This is a genomic window from Streptomyces alkaliterrae (genome assembly GCF_007097205.2).
In the GTDB taxonomy this organism is placed as follows: Bacteria; Actinomycetota; Actinomycetes; order Streptomycetales; family Streptomycetaceae; genus Streptomyces; species Streptomyces alkaliterrae.
Window position 1 is genome coordinate 1 of the sequence record NZ_VJYK02000031.1, and the last position, 15,219, is coordinate 15,219.

A 15,219-nucleotide genomic window follows, 5' to 3' on the forward strand; every position below is an offset into this window, starting at 1 on the left:
CGCCGGGTGGTCCTCGGTGGCCGGGTCGGGCATGTGGATGACCTGGTGGAAGAGGTCTCGGCTCTCCTGCAGGGCGCCGGCGGTGCCGAGTGTCGTGGCCCTCAACAGCATCAACTCGCGTCGGCGAGTCTGGTGTTCGGGGGCATCGGGCAGGATGCCGAGGACCGCCTGGAGCCAGTGTGCCGAGGTGGCGGGAGCGGTCAGGGCGGTCTGTTCGGCCGCCCGGGTCAGCAGGGCCGCCGCTTCGGGGTCCCAGCCGCTCAGCGACCGCTCGAGGTGGTGGGCGCGCTCGACGAGGGGCGCGCCCGTCCGGGCCAGTTCGACGGCGGCCCTGCGATGATGGTCCTGCCGCCGCCAGGGATCGGTGTTCTCGTGGACGAGCGCCCGGATCAGCGGGTGGCGCAGCACAAGGCGTCGGCCGTCCTGGTTCGGACGGATCAGGTCGCGGCGCATCGCCCGGCCCAGTGCCGGCCCGACGTCGGCGAGCGGCGAACCGGTGAGGGCTGCGACGAGCTCGGCGGTGGCGTGGTCGCCGAGGACGGCGGCGGCTTCGACGCAGGCGCGCTCGAGCGGTTCCAGCGGTGCGAGTTCGTCGAGCAGCAGTGCCTCCAGACCGGCCGGCGCGCGGGCGGCGGGCGCTCGGCCGGGGCCCGCGCCGAGGGGCCGGGAGGCGCGGTGGGCGTGGAGCAGGGCCAGGAAGTACAGCGGGTTGCCCTCGCTGGCCGCGTACAGCTCGGCGGCGCTGCGCGGCGGCAGGTCGCCGGCGAGCTCTTCGACGCAGGCGCGCTCACCGAGCCCTCCGACCGCCATCCGTGTGACGGTACCGGCGTCGACACCCCGGCCGAGGGCCGCGGTGAGCGCGGTGGGCGCCTGCCGGTCCCGCCGCGCGACGACGAGGAGGAAGGGGGCGGGTACCGGGTGCCGGACGAGGCGGTCGACGAGTTCCAGTGACGCCGGGTCCGCCCAGTGCAGATCGTCGAGGACGACGACCAGGCGCGCGCCGCGGATGCGGCGCAGGGCGTCGGCGGTTCTGCGGTAGAGGCCGAACCGGTCGTCGGCCTGCGGCCGGGCCGCCTCCTCCTCCCTGCCCCGCAGCACGGGAGGCAGGTCGCGCAGCGAGGGGAACGTCCTGAGCGTGACCGCGTCGAGGGCGGCGAACGCGTCGGCGAACGACTGGAACGGGATGTGCCGCTCGTACTCGCTGGCCCGGCCGCACAGGACCGTCGCCCCGTGACGCCGGGCGAGTACGCCGAACTCGGCCAGCAGTCGGCTCTTGCCGATGCCCGCCTCGCCCACGAGGTCGACGACCGCGGGGCCGTCGGGCCTGCGCCGAAGGGCGGTTTCGAGTGTGCCGAGTTCCCCGGCCCGACTCACGAACGGCACTCTCTCCGTGTGTCCCACCAGTCTCCCCAACGCCTCGGCCACCGCGATCTTCCCCGAACCTACGCCGACATGGCTGCGGCGGTAACGCATCACGGTGACAGGGCCGGTCGAGGGGCCGCCTCTCGTCCTCGCTCCGCGCCCCGCTCCGGGGCTCCCGGCGGGAATTCGCTTTCACGTGCGTAACTTCCGCACCACGCGTCACGCGTATTCACAGGAAACGCCCTCACACACCCACCAGAAAGTGACCAAGTCGTGCGTCTCGCCCGCACCCACCGCAAAGCCTCAGTACGAAAATCACATGTTCTCTCCACATCTCGGCCCGGCATGGTCTAGATTGACCGTGCTTCAGCCGTTCGGCCACGAGGCGGCCAGTCAGCGATCTACGAACCAGTAGTTATCCACAGGTCAGCGCCACGAAAAGCCAGTAGTCGCAAGAGTCCGGCAGGATGTTCGCGTCCGTTGTCGCCGGGTTGAGTCGTTCGCAGCAGCTCCGCAAGTGCCAGGCTGTCATGCCGCGGGCAAGCGCCCCGGTGGGAGGGAGCGGTTCGGGGGGCGGGGGCTTCCCGGCAGCACAGTGTGAGGCGAGCACGTCGAACCACTGGGAACCTTGGGGGGTTCTGTGCGGCAAGGGGGACTAGTCAGCCAGCGCCCGTCCGCAAGCGGGCGTCTGGCGAACGGGGCGATCGGTCAGCCCGCGAGCGACTGGGAGCAGCGGTACCGCCGTACCGTGATCACCACCGACGCCGTGACCACCGCCATCGTGGTGGCGGCGATCGGCGGATTCTTCGGTGCCAGGGACGCTGCCAACTGGCACGAGAAATGGGGAATTCTCGCCTTCGGCACCGAGTTGCTGGTGCTGGGGTCGCTCGCGGTGAACCGGTCGTGGGCACCGGCTGTTCTCGGCCAAGGTGCCGAGGAGTTCCGTCGGCTCGGACGCGCGTTGTTCACCGCGACCGTCGTTCTGGCACTCGGCGGTATCGCCCTCACCTCGCGCAACATCAAGCTCTGGATATTCGTCGCGATTCCCGCGATCGCACTGGTCACCATGACCGCGCGGTATCTGCTGCGACTGAGGTTGCACAGGCAGCGGAACGAGGGACGGTGCCTGCGGCCGGTGCTCGCGGCGGGTAGTCCGGCCACCCTGCGCGATCTGATCAACCGCACGCGCAGGTTCCCGCACCTCGGCTGGCGGGTGGACGCGGTGTGCACGACGGACGGCCGCGGGCTCGAAGGCGGCCGACTGGACGGGGTCCCGGTCGTCGGCCGGCTGGCGGACGTCGCGGGCCACGTCCGCCGCGACGGCTACCGCGTCGTCGCCATCACACCGGATCCGCACTGGTCACCGGACCGGTTGCAGCGACTGGCCTGGAACCTCGAGGGCAGCGACGCGGAGATGGTCGTGGCGCCCGTGCTGATGGAGGTGGCAGGGCCTCGGCTGCACGTCGACGCGGTGCTCGGCATACCGCTGCTGCGGGTCAGCATGCCGACCTTCACCGGTGGCCGCAGAGCGGTCAAGGGGGTCGTCGACCGGTTGGGCGCGGCGTTCCTGCTGGTGCTGTTCGCGCCGCTGATGCTGCTCGTCGGGCTGCTGGTGCTCGTGGACTCCCGGGGCGGTGTGCTGTACCGCCAGCGCCGGGTCGGCAAGGACGGTCGGGAGTTCACCATTCTGAAGTTCCGCACGATGGTCGACGGGGCCGACCGGGCACGAGCCGGGCTGGCCGCCCTCAACGAGGGTGCCGGACCGCTGTTCAAGCTCCGCCGGGACCCCCGGGTGACCCGGGTGGGGGCGGTGCTGCGCCGGTACTCGCTCGACGAGCTGCCGCAGCTGTTCAACGTGCTCACCGGCTCGATGTCGCTGGTCGGCCCGCGGCCTCCGCTGCCGGAGGAGTCCGCCTCGTACGGCCCGGACATCCGGCGGCGGCTGCTGGTCAAACCCGGGCTGACCGGGCTGTGGCAGATCAGCGGACGCAGCGACCTGTCGTGGGACGAGGCGGTCCGGCTGGACCTGCGGTACGTGGAGGACTGGTCGCTCGCCCTGGACGCGGTGATCCTCTGGAAGACACTGCGTGCGGTGCTGCACGGGCAGGGGGCCTACTGATGGCGCGGAGGTCGACTTCGACCGGCGTGCGAACCGCAGGCCATCAGGCCTGCCCGGCGGGGAGGAACCGCTCATGAAGGTCAGCGTGTTCGGGCTCGGCTACGTGGGCTGCGTGTCGGCCGCGTGCCTGGCCAGGATGGGTCACGAGGTCATCGGGGTGGACGTGAACCCGGTGAAGGTCGACCTCGTCAACCAGGGCAGGGCCCCGGTGGTCGAGGAGCGGATCGGCGAGCTGATCGCCGAGGGCGTGCGGAGCGGGGCGTTACGCGCCACCGGCGACGTCCGCGAGGCGGTCACCGGCAGCGAGGTGTCGCTGGTGTGCGTCGGCACGCCCTCGGAGCCCGACGGCGGTCTGTGCACCACGTACCTGGAGCGGGTCACCGAGCAGATCGGCGCCGCGCTGGCCGAGCGGGGCGGGCGGCACACCGTCGTGTACCGCAGCACCATGTTGCCGGGCACCTGTCTGAACCTGCTGGTACCGGTCCTGGAGAAGCACGTCGGCGGCACGGCCGGAGTGGACGTCGGCGTCGCGGTCAACCCGGAGTTCCTACGCGAGGGCACCAGCGTGCGGGACTTCTTCGACCCGCCGAAGACCGTCATCGGCGAACTGGACCCGGCGAGCGGCGACACGGTGGCGGCGCTGTACGAGGGCCTGCCCGGCGAGGTGTTCCGGGTGCCGGTACCGACGGCCGAGGCGATCAAGTACGCGGACAACGCCTTCCACGGCCTCAAGATCGGCTTCGCGAACGAGCTGGGCGCGGTGTGCCAGGCACTGGGGGTGGACTCGCACAAGGTGATGGACGTCTTCCTCGCCGACCGCAAGCTGAACATCAGCCCCGCCTATCTGCGGCCCGGCTTCGCCTTCGGCGGCTCCTGCCTGCCCAAGGACCTCCGCAGCCTGGTGCACGCGGCGCGGCGGGCCAACGTCTCGGTGCCCATCCTCGCCCATGTGCTGCCCTCCAACGCCGACCATCTGCAGCGCGCGGTGGAGTTGGTGGAGCGCACCGGCAGGCGCCGGGTGGGCCTGTTCGGGCTGTCCTTCAAACCCGGCACCGACGACCTCCGGGAGAGCCCCCTGGTGGAGCTGGCGGAAAGGCTCTTCGGCAAGGGCTACGACCTGCGCATCCACGACGCGAACGTGAGCCTCGCCCGGCTGCTCGGCGCGAACCGCGAGTACATAGAGACCCGGCTGCCGCACCTCGCGCAGCTGCTCGCGGACTCCGTCGACGAGGTGGTCGAGCACGCCGAGGTGTGCCTGGTCGGCACCAGGGACCCGGCCGTGCTGTCGGCGCTGCCGCGCGGCGGCGAGCCGCTGATCGTCGATCTCGTCCGCCTTCCCGACGCCGAGGCCCGCCGGGCCGAACGGGGGTACGTGGGCCTTGCCTGGTGAGACGACCAGCGGCTACCGGCCGGTCCGGCGCGCGCTGATTCTGGTGGAGAACCTGTCGGTGCCGTTCGACCGGCGGGTGTGGCAGGAGTGCACGACGCTCCGCGACGCGGGCTGGGAGGTGCACGTCATCTGCCCTCGGGGAACCAGGCGGGACACCGAGGCGGAGACGGAGATCGACGGCGTGCGGATCCACCGCTACCCGTTGCGCGCGGCGACCGGAGGTCCGGCCGGCTACCTGCGGGAGTACGGATCGGCGCTGTGGCACACGTTCCGGCTGGCCCGGAAGGTCGGCCCGGTCCACGTGGTGCACGCCTGCAACCCGCCCGACCTGCTGTTCCTTCCGGCGCTGTGGCTGAAGCGGCGCGGTACGCGGTTTGTCTTCGACCAGCACGACCTGGTGCCGGAGCTGTACCTCTCCCGCTTCGGCCGCGGCCGGGACCTGCTCTACCGAGCGGTGTGCGCGCTGGAGAAGCTGACCTACCGGGCCGCCGACGTCGTGCTCGCCACGAACGAGAGCTATCGGGACGTCGCGGTGCGCCGCGGCGGCAAGCGGCCGGAGGACGTCTTCGTGGTGCGCAGCGCGCCCGACGTCAGCCGGTTCCACCCGGTGCCGCCGGAGCCGGAGTTGAAGCGCGGCAAGCCCCATCTGCTGTGCTACCTGGGCGTCATGGGCCCGCAGGACGGCGTCGACTACGCCCTACGGGCCCTGGCGAAGCTGCGCGACGAGGTCGGGCGGACCGACTGGCACGCGGTGTTCGTCGGCGCCGGCGACACCTTCGACGAGATGGTGGAGCTGTCCCGGCGGCTCGGGCTGGGCGAACACGTGCGGTTCACCGGGCGGATCCCGGACGCCGACCTGGTGCGCTACCTGTCCACCGCGGACGTGTGCCTCTCCCCGGACCCGCACAACCCGCTCAACGACGTGTCGACCATGAACAAGGTCCTGGAGTACATGGTGATGGGCCGGCCGGTCGTCTCGTTCGACCTCCGGGAGGCGCGGGTCTCCGCCGGTGACGCCGCCCTCTACGCGGCCGCCGACGACGAGGCGGAGTTCGCCGCGCTCATCGCGCGGCTGCTGGACGATCCGGAGAAGCGGGCCCTGATGGGCAAGATCGGCCAGGAGCGGATCAGCGGGCCGCTGTCCTGGAAGAACTCGCAGGCGTCGCTGCTCGCCGCCTACGCCGCCGCCTGCCGCGGTCGTACTCCGGCACCGGGGAAGAGGCCGCGCCGTTGAGCGATGACACCATACGCCTGGCCGCCGTCGGGCGGATCGTCCGCCGGCGGGGCCGGCTGCTCGTCCTGCTCGCCCTGGTGGGGGCGCTCTTCGGCTACGGCGCCGGCCTGCTGTTCCCGCCGCGCTACACGACGTCGGCGTCGGTGCTGCTGCCGGGCGCGTGGCAGGAACGGGAACTGCTCACCCAGGCGGAGATCGCGACCAGTTCGGTGGTGGTCGACCGCGCGGCGGACGCACTCGGCTGGAGCGGGGTCGGCGGCGACGAGCTACGGGACCGGGTGAGTGCCGGGGCCACCGACGGCAACATCATCAGGGTCTCGGGCACCGCCGACACTCCGGAGCGCGCGCAGCGGCTCGCCGACCAGATGGTCCGCCAGTTCGTCGCGTTCAACGCGCGTATCGGAGCTGATGACGGCCCCGAACCGGCGGCGCGGCCCGAGGAACTGCGGCAGCTCGTGGTACGCACCCACCGCCGCATCACCGAGCTGGCCGACAACGCCGATCCGGGGCGCGGCGTGGAGAGCGTGCAGACCCGCACCGAACTCGCGAAGCTGCGCACCGCCCTCCAGGACGCCGTCAAGAAGCTGGAGCAGACCGATTCGGCCGCCGACAGGTCCAACATGGTCGTCATGGGCCCGGCGGCCCGGCCTACCGGCGAGACACCGCCGACGCGTGCCCAGTTCATCGTCGGCGGCGCGCTGTTGTTCCTCGTGCTCGCGATCGTCGGCCATCTCGCCGCCGCACGGACCGGTGGCCGACCTCGGAGTGCAACGGAGATCGCCGAGGCGCTGGGCTCGACGCCGCTCGGCACCGTCGGCGTGCCGGTCGACCGCGCCTCGGGGCGACCGGGCGGCGGCACCCCGCGGGCGCGGGCGCGGGCGCGGCGGCTGCTGGGGCTCGACGTCCGGTGGGACACACCGGTCCTGCGGACCTCCGGCGACGAGGCCGGGATGCGGATCCGCTACCGGCGGGTGTGCGGGCGCCTCCGCGACCGGCTGCCGACCACCCGGCGGTTGCTGGTCGTCGTACCCGAGGACGACGGGATCGCCCGCCGGGCCGCCGAGCGGCTGGTCGCCGAGTCCGAGAGCGACCCGCGCACTGCGAGCGCGGCGTCCCCCGTGCTGCGGGTGGTCGCGGTAGGTGCCACCCAGCCGGTGGTACCGGACCGCGACGGCGACGAATCCGGTGCCCTGGTCGTGCTCAGCGCCGGTGACCGGACCGCCGGCGAGCTCGCCGGGATCGCCGAGGCGTGCGCCGACGCCGGGCGCGACCTCGTCGGCGTGGTGCTCGCCGAACCGGTCCGGACGCGCCCGACGCGGTCCGCGGGCCGTCCTCCGGCCGCCGCCACACCCGTAGTCGCCGTCGAGGACAACGCGTTGGAGGGCGCCAGGTGAGGACAAGCACCACTTCGGAGACCACCGCTCCGCTACTGGACCTTCAGGCGCTGGTGGTGGCGGTCCGGAGGCGGCGCCGCTTCTGGTGCTCGGTGGCGCTGCTGGGTCTGCTCGTCGGCGCGGCGGTGGCGGTCCTGCTGCCTCCGCCGCCGACCGCGGTGACCAAGGTGCTCGTCGCGCACCAGCAGGACCAGCCGAACGACCCCGGAACGCTGATCCGCACGGACGTGGCGCTGCTGCACACCACGCGGATCGCCGACCGGGCTCTCCGGGCCCTGAAGTCCGACGAGAAGCCTGAGGACTTCATGCAGCACTACGAGGGCGCCGGCCTCACCAACAACATCCTGCGGATCACGGTGAGGGCTGACAGCGACGCGGCGGCCGTGGCCCGTGCCGAGGCGCTGGCCGACGCGTTTGTCGCGGACCACGTGAGCCGGATACGGGCAGCCGCGGACGCCGAGGCGAAGGCCCTGTTGGAGCAGCGCGACCGGATGCGGGACGAACTCGCGGACGTCAACAAGGAGATCGAGGACGCGTCCCCCGAGGGCGGCGCGAGAGCGTCGGCGAGCATGGAGTCGCTCTTCGCCCGCCGCGCCGAACTCACCTCGCGGATCGGCGACTTCGGGCGGCGCGCCACGGAGGCTCGGCTCGGCACCGCCCAACTCGTCGCCGGTACCCAGGTCGTGGACGCCCCGCGTGCGGTCCGGCACTCCCTGCCCGGGGCCGCCGCGACCCACGCGGCGATCGGACTCGCCCTCGGGCTGGCACTCGGGCTCGCGCTGGCCACGGTCGCCACGGTGGTGGCGGACCGACCCGTACTGCGCCGGGACGTCGCGGCGAACCTCGGCGCCTCGATCGTCGCGGAACTGCCCCGCCTGGCACCCCGCCGCTGGCAGCGGCGAAGAACCCGGGCCGCGCGGGCGAGGCTCACCGCGTCGCTGGCCCGGACAGTGCGCGCCGGCACGGAACCGGTCTCGCTGCTGGAACTGGGCTGTGCGCGCAGCACCGGCGTGATCGCCCTGGACCTCGCCCGGGCGTTGGCGGCCGAGGGCCCGGTGGTCGTCGTCGACGGTCTGCCCGGCCGGCGGCTCGCGAGCCGCCGCCCGAAGCCGGGAGACCCGACCGTGGTCGACGACGAGCGGGCGGCGGCCGTCGCACCCCACGAGCACCGGATCGGCGTCGGTTCGGTGGCACCCGGCACGGCGTGGACCGACCTCCGCCACCTCGGCGCCCGGACCGTGCTTGTCGTACGTGCCGGGCACGGCAGCGCCGCGTGGCTGCACACCGTGGCGCGGCAACTCGCCGACCAGCACGTGGCGGTGATCGGTGTGGTGCTGATCGACCCCGACCCGCGGGACAGGACGGACGGCACGCTGTGGGACGGGCCGCACGCGCTGCGCGGCCGCACCGAGCCGCCGGCCCGGCAGAACGGGACGGGACGGCGGCGGACGGACCGGCTGCCGGCCTGGGCGGCGGCACCGGCCCCCGACGGCAACGCGGAGGCCGCCCCGGGCGGCGAGCCCGCACCCGTTCCCGATCGCGAAGCGGCGCCCGTCCCCGACGTGGCGGCGGCATCGGTACCCGACAGCAGGCAGGAGGCGCGATAGGAGATGTGTGGCATCGCGGGCGCATACCGGTGGCCGGACGGGAAGGTCGTGACCGACCGGCTCACCGACACCCTCGCCCACCGCGGCCCGGACGGGGCCGGCCGCTACGACCACCCCGTCGGCGACGGCGAAGCGCACCTCGGGCACCGCCGGCTGGCCGTCGTCGACCTGTCCGAGACCGGGGCCCAGCCGATGGTCTCCGGCGGCCTCGCCCTGACGTACAACGGCGAGCTGTACAACGCGCCGGAGCTGCGCGCCGAGTTGACGGCGGCCGGGGTGCGCTTCCGCGGCACCTCCGACACCGAGGTGTTGCTGGAGGCGTGGCGGCGCTGGGGCACGGACTGCCTGCCCCGGCTGCGCGGCATGTTCGCGTTCGGGATCTTCGACGAGCGCACCGGCGACCTGGTGCTCGCCCGCGACCAGCTCGGCGTCAAGCCGCTGTTCCTGCTCCGGCGCGGCGGGGGCCTGGTCTTCGCCTCCGAGCTCAAGGCGCTCGCGGGCGTGAGCGGCGGTGCGCTGGAGGTGGACCACGCGGCGCTGGTGGCCTCCCTGCTGTACTACTGGGTGCCCGACTCGCGGTGCGCGTTCCGCGAGGCGGAGAAGCTGCCGCCGGGGAGCTGGCTGCGCTGCCGGCCCGACGGGCGGGTGGAACGCGGCCGGTACTTCAGCCTCCGGGAGGTCGCAGAGGAGGGTCGTGACCGGGCCCGTGCCGGGGAGCGGCCGGACCTCCACGCCGTGATCGAGGAGTCGACCCGGCGCCATCTGCTCTCCGACGTGCCCGTGGCGACCTTCCTCTCCGGCGGGCTGGACTCCAGCTATCTGACCGCGCTCGCGGCCCGCGACCGACCGGGGATGTCGGCCTACACGATCGGGTTCCGCGCCGAGGACGCCAGGTTCGAGGCGATGCCGGACGACCTGCGCTACGCCCGGCGGGTGGCCGAGCGGTTCGGCGTCGACCTGCACGAGATCGAGATCAATCCGAACGTGCTCGACCTGCTGCCGCAGATGACGTACCACCTGGATGAGCCGATCGGCGACCCCGCGGCGATCAACACCTTCCTGATCTGCTCGGCCGCCCGGGAGGCCGGAGTGAAGGTGATGCTCTCGGGGATGGGCGCCGACGAGCTGTTCGCCGGGTACCGCAAGCATCTGGCCAACCTGCTCGCGCTGCGCTACCAGCGCGTCCCCCGGCCGCTGCGACGCGGCCTCTCGGCGGCCGTGGACCGGCTGCCGGTCGCCACGGCCCGCCGGGGGTACCGGTCGGTGCGCTTCGCGAAGCGGTTCCTGTCCTTCGCCGAGCTGCCGGAGGAGACCGCGTTCCGGCGGAGCTACACCATGTACGACCGGGGCGAACTGCTCGGTCTCCTCGATCCGGACCTGGCCGGGACGGTCGATGACGTGCTGGACGAACACGCGGACGTCTACGGGGACAACAACCTCGACGACTTCGTCAACCGGATGTGCCTGGGCGACGCCCGGATGTTCCTGCCGGGCCTGAACCTCGCCTACACCGACCGGTCGAGCATGGCCGCCTCGACCGAGGTGCGGGTGCCGTACGTGGACGTCGAGGTGGTCAGGGCGGCGTTCACCGTGCCCGGCGACCGGAAGATCGTCGGCAGGCAGGGCAAGGCCGTCCTCAAGGAGGCGGCCGCCACCGTACTGCCGCGGGAGATCGTGTACCGGCCGAAGGGCTTGTTCAGCGCCCCGCTGCGGGCCTGGATGAGCCGCGATCTGGCGCCGCTGGTGCGCGAGGTGGTCAACGACGGTGCGCTCGTCCGTTCCGGGTTCCTGCGCCGGGACGCGCTGGCGCGGCTTGTCGCCGAGGACGCCGCCGGGCACCGGGACTTCTCCAAGCATCTCTGGCACGTGCTGACCCTCGAGTACTGGTACCGCGGCGCGATATCCGGCTCCGGTCACGGCTCCGGTGACACCCCGCCCCCGACGGCCTAGAGCCCCAGCGACAGAAGAGGACCCCGTGAAACAGGTTGTGCAGAACTACAAGAGCGGCGAGTTGGCACTGCTCGACGTGCCGGTGCCGGCGTGCAAGCCGGGGGGTGTGCTGGTCCGGAGCGCCTACTCGCTGATCTCCACCGGGACCGAGCTCATGAAGGTCTCCGAGGCCGGTATGTCGATGCTGGGCAAGGCCCGTTCCCGGCCGGACCAGGTGGCGAAGGTCGTGCAGAGCGTGGCGACCAACGGGGTGGCCGCCACCTACCGCAAGGTGAACAACCGGCTGGACTCCTACACGCCGCTGGGCTACTCGCTGTGCGGGGTGGTCGAGCAGGTCGGCGCCGGGATCGACGACGTGGCGGTCGGTGACCTGGTGGCCTGCGCGGGGAACGAGCACGCGTTGCACGCCGAGCTGAACTGGGTACCGAAGAACCTCTACACCCGGGTGCCCGACGGCCTCGCGCCGCGGCACGCGGCCTTCGGCACTGTCGGGTCGATCGCGTTGCAGGGCGTCCGCCGCGGCGAGTCGCAGCTCGGCGACGTGGCGCTGGTCATCGGTCTCGGGCTGATCGGGCAGCTGGTGGTGCAGCTGCTGGCAGCCTCGGGAGTACGCGTGGTCGGCGTCGATCCCGATCCGGTGCGCTGTGAGCTCGCCGAGCGGCTGGGCGCGGCGGCCTGCGGCGATCCCGGCTCCGCCGCCGTACGGGACTCCGTCGCCGAACTCACCGGAGGGCACGGCGTGGACCAGGTGTACCTGGCCGCCGGGGGCGGCGACAACCAGCCAGTCGAGCTGGCCGCCCGGCTGAGCCGGGACCGGGGCCGGGTCGTCGACATCGGCAAGTGCCGGCTGGACCTGCCGTGGAACGCGTACTACGAGAAGGAGTTGGACGTACGGTTCTCCCGCAGCTACGGCCCCGGGCGCTACGACCCGGAGTACGAGCTGGAGGGGCGCGACTACCCGATCGGCTACGTGCGCTGGACCGAGCGCCGCAATCTGGCGTGCTTCCTCGACCTCCTCGCGCGTGGCCGCGTCGACGTGGAGCCGCTGATCTCCCACACCGCCGACTTCGCGGACGCGGTCGGGACCTACCGGCTGCTGGAGGACGGCGACCTCAAGGCCGTGGCCGTGCTCTTCCGCTACCCCGAACACGCCGAGCGTCCCGAACGAGCGGCGGACACGGCGGAGTCGGCGGTGGCGTTGCCCGCCGTGCGACGCGACCGCGCCGCCGCCCCCTCGGCCCGCGTCGTCGGTAGACCGGTGCGGCTGGCGTTTGTCGGCGCGGGGAACTACGCGACGTCGATGCTGCTGCCGCACCTGAGCGGGCGCGACGGCGTCAGGCTGTCCACGGTGGTCACGACCACCGCGCTGTCGGCGGCCAACGCCCAGCGGAAGTTCGGCTTCGCCGAGGCGACGACCGATCTCGACTCCGTGCTCGGCGACCCGTCCGTCGACGCGGTTTTTGTGGTCACCCGCCACAGCTCGCACGCCGAACTCACGCGCAGGGCGCTGCTGGCGGGGAAGGCGGTGTTCGTGGAGAAGCCGCTGGCGCTCGACCGGGACGAACTGGCCGGTGTGCTCGCGGCGGTGGAGGAATCCGGCAACAACCGGTTGCAGGTGGGCTTCAACCGCCGGTTCGCGCCGCTGCTGCGGGAGGCCCGGAAGCGGCTCGGCGCCCGGAGCGGCCCGGCGAGCGTGCGCTACCTGGTCAACGCGGGCCGGTTGGAGCACGGCAGCTGGTATCTGCGCCAGGGCACCGAGGGCTCGCGGTTCACCGGCGAGGGCGGGCACTTCGTCGACACGGTGAGCTGGCTGCTCCAGGCGGACCCGACCTCCGTGTACGCGGTCGCCGCGCCCGGCGGCGAGGACCTGCAGGTGGTGCTGCGCTACCCCGGCGGGTCCACCGCCACGATCAGCTACCTCACCACGGGCCCGGCCGGCTTCCCCAAGGAGACGCTGGACCTGGTCGCGGACGGCCGGGCGCTGCGGCTCGACGACTTCGTCCGCGCCTCGGTCCACGGCCCCGGGCGGTGGACGAGTTCCCGGCTGCCCCGGGCGCGGGACAAGGGCCAGCGCGCCGAGTTGGACGCGTTCCTCGCAGCCGTGCGGAGCGGTGGCCCGATGCCGGTGCCGCTGGAGTCGCTGGTCGCCACCACGGCGGCCACCCTCGCCGTGCGGGACAGTCTGGCCGAGGGCGCGCCCGTGACGTTGGCGGGGCCCCGATGAGCATGGGCGCGGGCTGGTACCTGCGGCGGCTGTCCCGGATGGGCCCGGCGGAGATCGGCGGCCGGGTCGGCGACGCGGTGCTCAGGCGGCGGTGGCGGTCGGCGCCGCCCGCCTGCCCGGAGGTGACGGGCGGCCGGTTCACCGCCGTACTGCCCGCCGCGGCGCTCGACGCGGTGCCGCCGGACGCCGCGAAGCGCCTGATCGCGGAGGCTGACCGGCTGATGGCCGGGCGGGCCGTGTTCTTCGGGGTGGAGCGCGACGACCTCGCCGATCCGGACTGGTGGTACGACCCGAAGACCGGGCGCCGCGCCCCGGCGGGCCACGCCTTCGACGTGCCGTACCGGGACGAGGACGAGGTCGGCGACATCAAGCAGATCTGGGAGCCGTCCCGGCACCAGTACCTCACGGTGCTCGCCGCCGCCCACGCGCTCACCGGGGACGAGCGGTACGCCGAACGCGTGGCCGCGCATCTGCGGTCGTGGTGGGCGGTCAACGCGCCGCTGCGCGGGGTGCACTGGACCAGTGGCATCGAGCTGGGCATCCGGCTGCTGTCCTGGGTGTGGATCCGGCGGCTGCTCGACGGCTGGCCGGGCGCGGCCGGGCTGTTCGAGCACAACCCGGTGGCGCTGCGGCAGATCTGGCACCACCAGCGCTGGCTCGCCGCGTTCCCCAGCCGGGGGTCGTCGGCGAACAACCACGTCATCGCCGAGGCCGCCGGGCAGTTCGCCGCGGCCTGCGCGTTCGGGTGGTTCCCCTCCTCGGCGCGGTGGCGGGCCGACGCGCTGCGCTCGCTGGAGCGGCAGCTGCGCCGCAACACCTTCCCCTCCGGCCTCAACCGCGAGCTGGCCACCGAGTACCACGGGCTGGTGCTGGAGCTCGGGCTGGCCGCTTGGGCCGAGGCGGACGCGGCCGGGGTACCGGTCCCCGCGTCCGTGCGGCTGGTGCTGCTGCGGATGACCGACGCGCTCGCGGCCGTCGTCGACGACCGGCTGCGGCCGCCGCGTCAGGGGGACGCCGACGACGGCCACGGCCTGGTCGTGGACGGGACGGGCACCGACCGCTGGGGCTCCCTGCTGGCCACCGGGGACGCCGTGTTCGGTCGGCTCGCCTGGTGGCCGGCGGTGACCGGCACCGATGTGCGCACCCCGCTGCTCGCCGCGCTCATCCGACCCGCCGCCCCGGCCGCCGCCCGCCCGGCGAGCCGCCCGGCCCACTTCGCCGACGCGGGCATGACGATCCTGCGCGGCCGGGACGGGATCTGGTGCCGCTGCGACGGCGGCCCGCACGGCTTCCTGTCGATCGCCGCGCACGCCCACGCGGACGCGCTCTCCGTGGAGGTCCGGCACGACGGCGTCGACGTGCTGGCCGACCCGGGGACGTACTGCTACCACGGACAGCCCGAGTGGCGCCGGTACTTCAGGTCCACGCTCGGCCACAACACGCTGCGGCTGGACCAGACGGACCAGTCCGAGTCCGGCGGCCCGTTCCTGTGGACCAGGCACGCCCGCAGCCAGGTCCTCGTCGCGGCCGACTCCCAGGACGGGCACGCCCACTGGTGCGCCGAACACGACGGCTACCGGCCCTGCGTGCACCGCCGCCGGGTGGAGCTGGCCGGTCGGGAGCTGAGAGTGGTCGACGAGGTGCGCGGTCCGAGCCGGAGGGTACAGCTGGCCTTCCACCTCGGCCCGGCGATCCACGCGGACCTGGTGGGCGACCGGGCCGCGCTCAGCTGGACCCGGGACGGCGAGGACCGCTCCGCGACGCTCGAGCTGCCCGGGCAGCTGCGCTGGCGGGCGCATCGCGGTGAGAGCGACCCGCCGCTCGGCTGGTACTCCCCCGGCTTCGGCCGCAGGGAACCCGCCACCACGCTGGTCGGCACCGGATCCGCCGACCACGGCACGGAGTTCACCACCATGCTCGGGTTCCACGGCTAGGGGGG

Annotated in this window: 9 protein-coding genes; 8 read left to right on the top strand and 1 reads right to left on the bottom strand. The window is 73.2% G+C overall.

Annotated features, from left to right (window positions below):
• On the bottom strand, positions 1 to 1,374 hold a 1,374-nt coding region (locus FNX44_RS04980), incomplete at its 3' end, for an AAA family ATPase (RefSeq protein ID WP_173019114.1).
• Between the two features lie 628 nt (positions 1,375 to 2,002).
• Here FNX44_RS04980 and FNX44_RS04985 point away from each other — a divergent pair.
• The 8 genes from FNX44_RS04985 to FNX44_RS05020 all read left to right on the top strand — a co-directional run bounded on the left by FNX44_RS04985 (position 2,003) and on the right by FNX44_RS05020 (position 15,214).
• Positions 2,003 to 3,481 (top strand): sugar transferase, encoded by a 1,479-nt coding sequence (locus tag FNX44_RS04985; RefSeq protein ID WP_143646734.1) that lies wholly within the window; start codon positions 2,003 to 2,005, stop codon positions 3,479 to 3,481.
• 73 nt (positions 3,482 to 3,554) lie between these two features.
• On the top strand, positions 3,555 to 4,871 hold the full coding sequence (locus tag FNX44_RS04990) for a nucleotide sugar dehydrogenase (protein ID WP_143646717.1): 1,317 nt from the start codon (positions 3,555 to 3,557) through the stop codon (positions 4,869 to 4,871).
• The gene (locus FNX44_RS04995) at positions 4,861 to 6,105 is read left to right on the top strand and encodes a glycosyltransferase family 4 protein (protein WP_143646718.1); all 1,245 of its coding nucleotides are present in this window, start codon (positions 4,861 to 4,863) and stop codon (positions 6,103 to 6,105) included. Before FNX44_RS04990 ends, FNX44_RS04995 begins: the two co-directional genes overlap by 11 nt.
• On the top strand, positions 6,102 to 7,499 hold the full coding sequence (locus FNX44_RS05000) for a polysaccharide biosynthesis protein (protein ID WP_143646719.1): 1,398 nt from the start codon (positions 6,102 to 6,104) through the stop codon (positions 7,497 to 7,499). Before FNX44_RS04995 ends, FNX44_RS05000 begins: the two co-directional genes overlap by 4 nt.
• On the top strand, positions 7,496 to 9,106 hold the full coding sequence (locus FNX44_RS05005) for a Wzz/FepE/Etk N-terminal domain-containing protein (protein ID WP_143646720.1): 1,611 nt from the start codon (positions 7,496 to 7,498) through the stop codon (positions 9,104 to 9,106). Before FNX44_RS05000 ends, FNX44_RS05005 begins: the two co-directional genes overlap by 4 nt.
• 3 nt (positions 9,107 to 9,109) lie before the next feature.
• On the top strand, positions 9,110 to 11,056 hold the full coding sequence (gene asnB / locus FNX44_RS05010) for an asparagine synthase (glutamine-hydrolyzing) (protein ID WP_143646721.1): 1,947 nt from the start codon (positions 9,110 to 9,112) through the stop codon (positions 11,054 to 11,056).
• Positions 11,057 to 11,081: 25 nt separating this feature from the next.
• A complete protein-coding gene (locus FNX44_RS05015; protein ID WP_143646722.1) occupies positions 11,082 to 13,280 on the top strand; it encodes a bi-domain-containing oxidoreductase in 2,199 nt (732 codons plus the stop codon).
• Positions 13,277 to 15,214 carry a heparinase II/III family protein gene (locus tag FNX44_RS05020; protein ID WP_143646723.1) on the top strand — a complete coding sequence of 646 codons (1,938 nt, stop codon included), beginning with the start codon at positions 13,277 to 13,279 and terminating at the stop codon, positions 15,212 to 15,214. The genes FNX44_RS05015 and FNX44_RS05020 overlap by 4 nt, the downstream gene beginning before the upstream one ends.
• Positions 15,215 to 15,219: the final 5 nt, after the last annotated feature.

Coding starts and splice junctions, on each gene's coding strand:
- asnB (WP_143646721.1), top strand. CDS start 9,110: ATGTGTGGCATCGCGGGCGCATACCGGTGGCCGGACGGGAAGGTCGTG.
- FNX44_RS05020 (WP_143646723.1), top strand. CDS start 13,277: ATGAGCATGGGCGCGGGCTGGTACCTGCGGCGGCTGTCCCGGATGGGC.
- FNX44_RS04990 (WP_143646717.1), top strand. CDS start 3,555: ATGAAGGTCAGCGTGTTCGGGCTCGGCTACGTGGGCTGCGTGTCGGCC.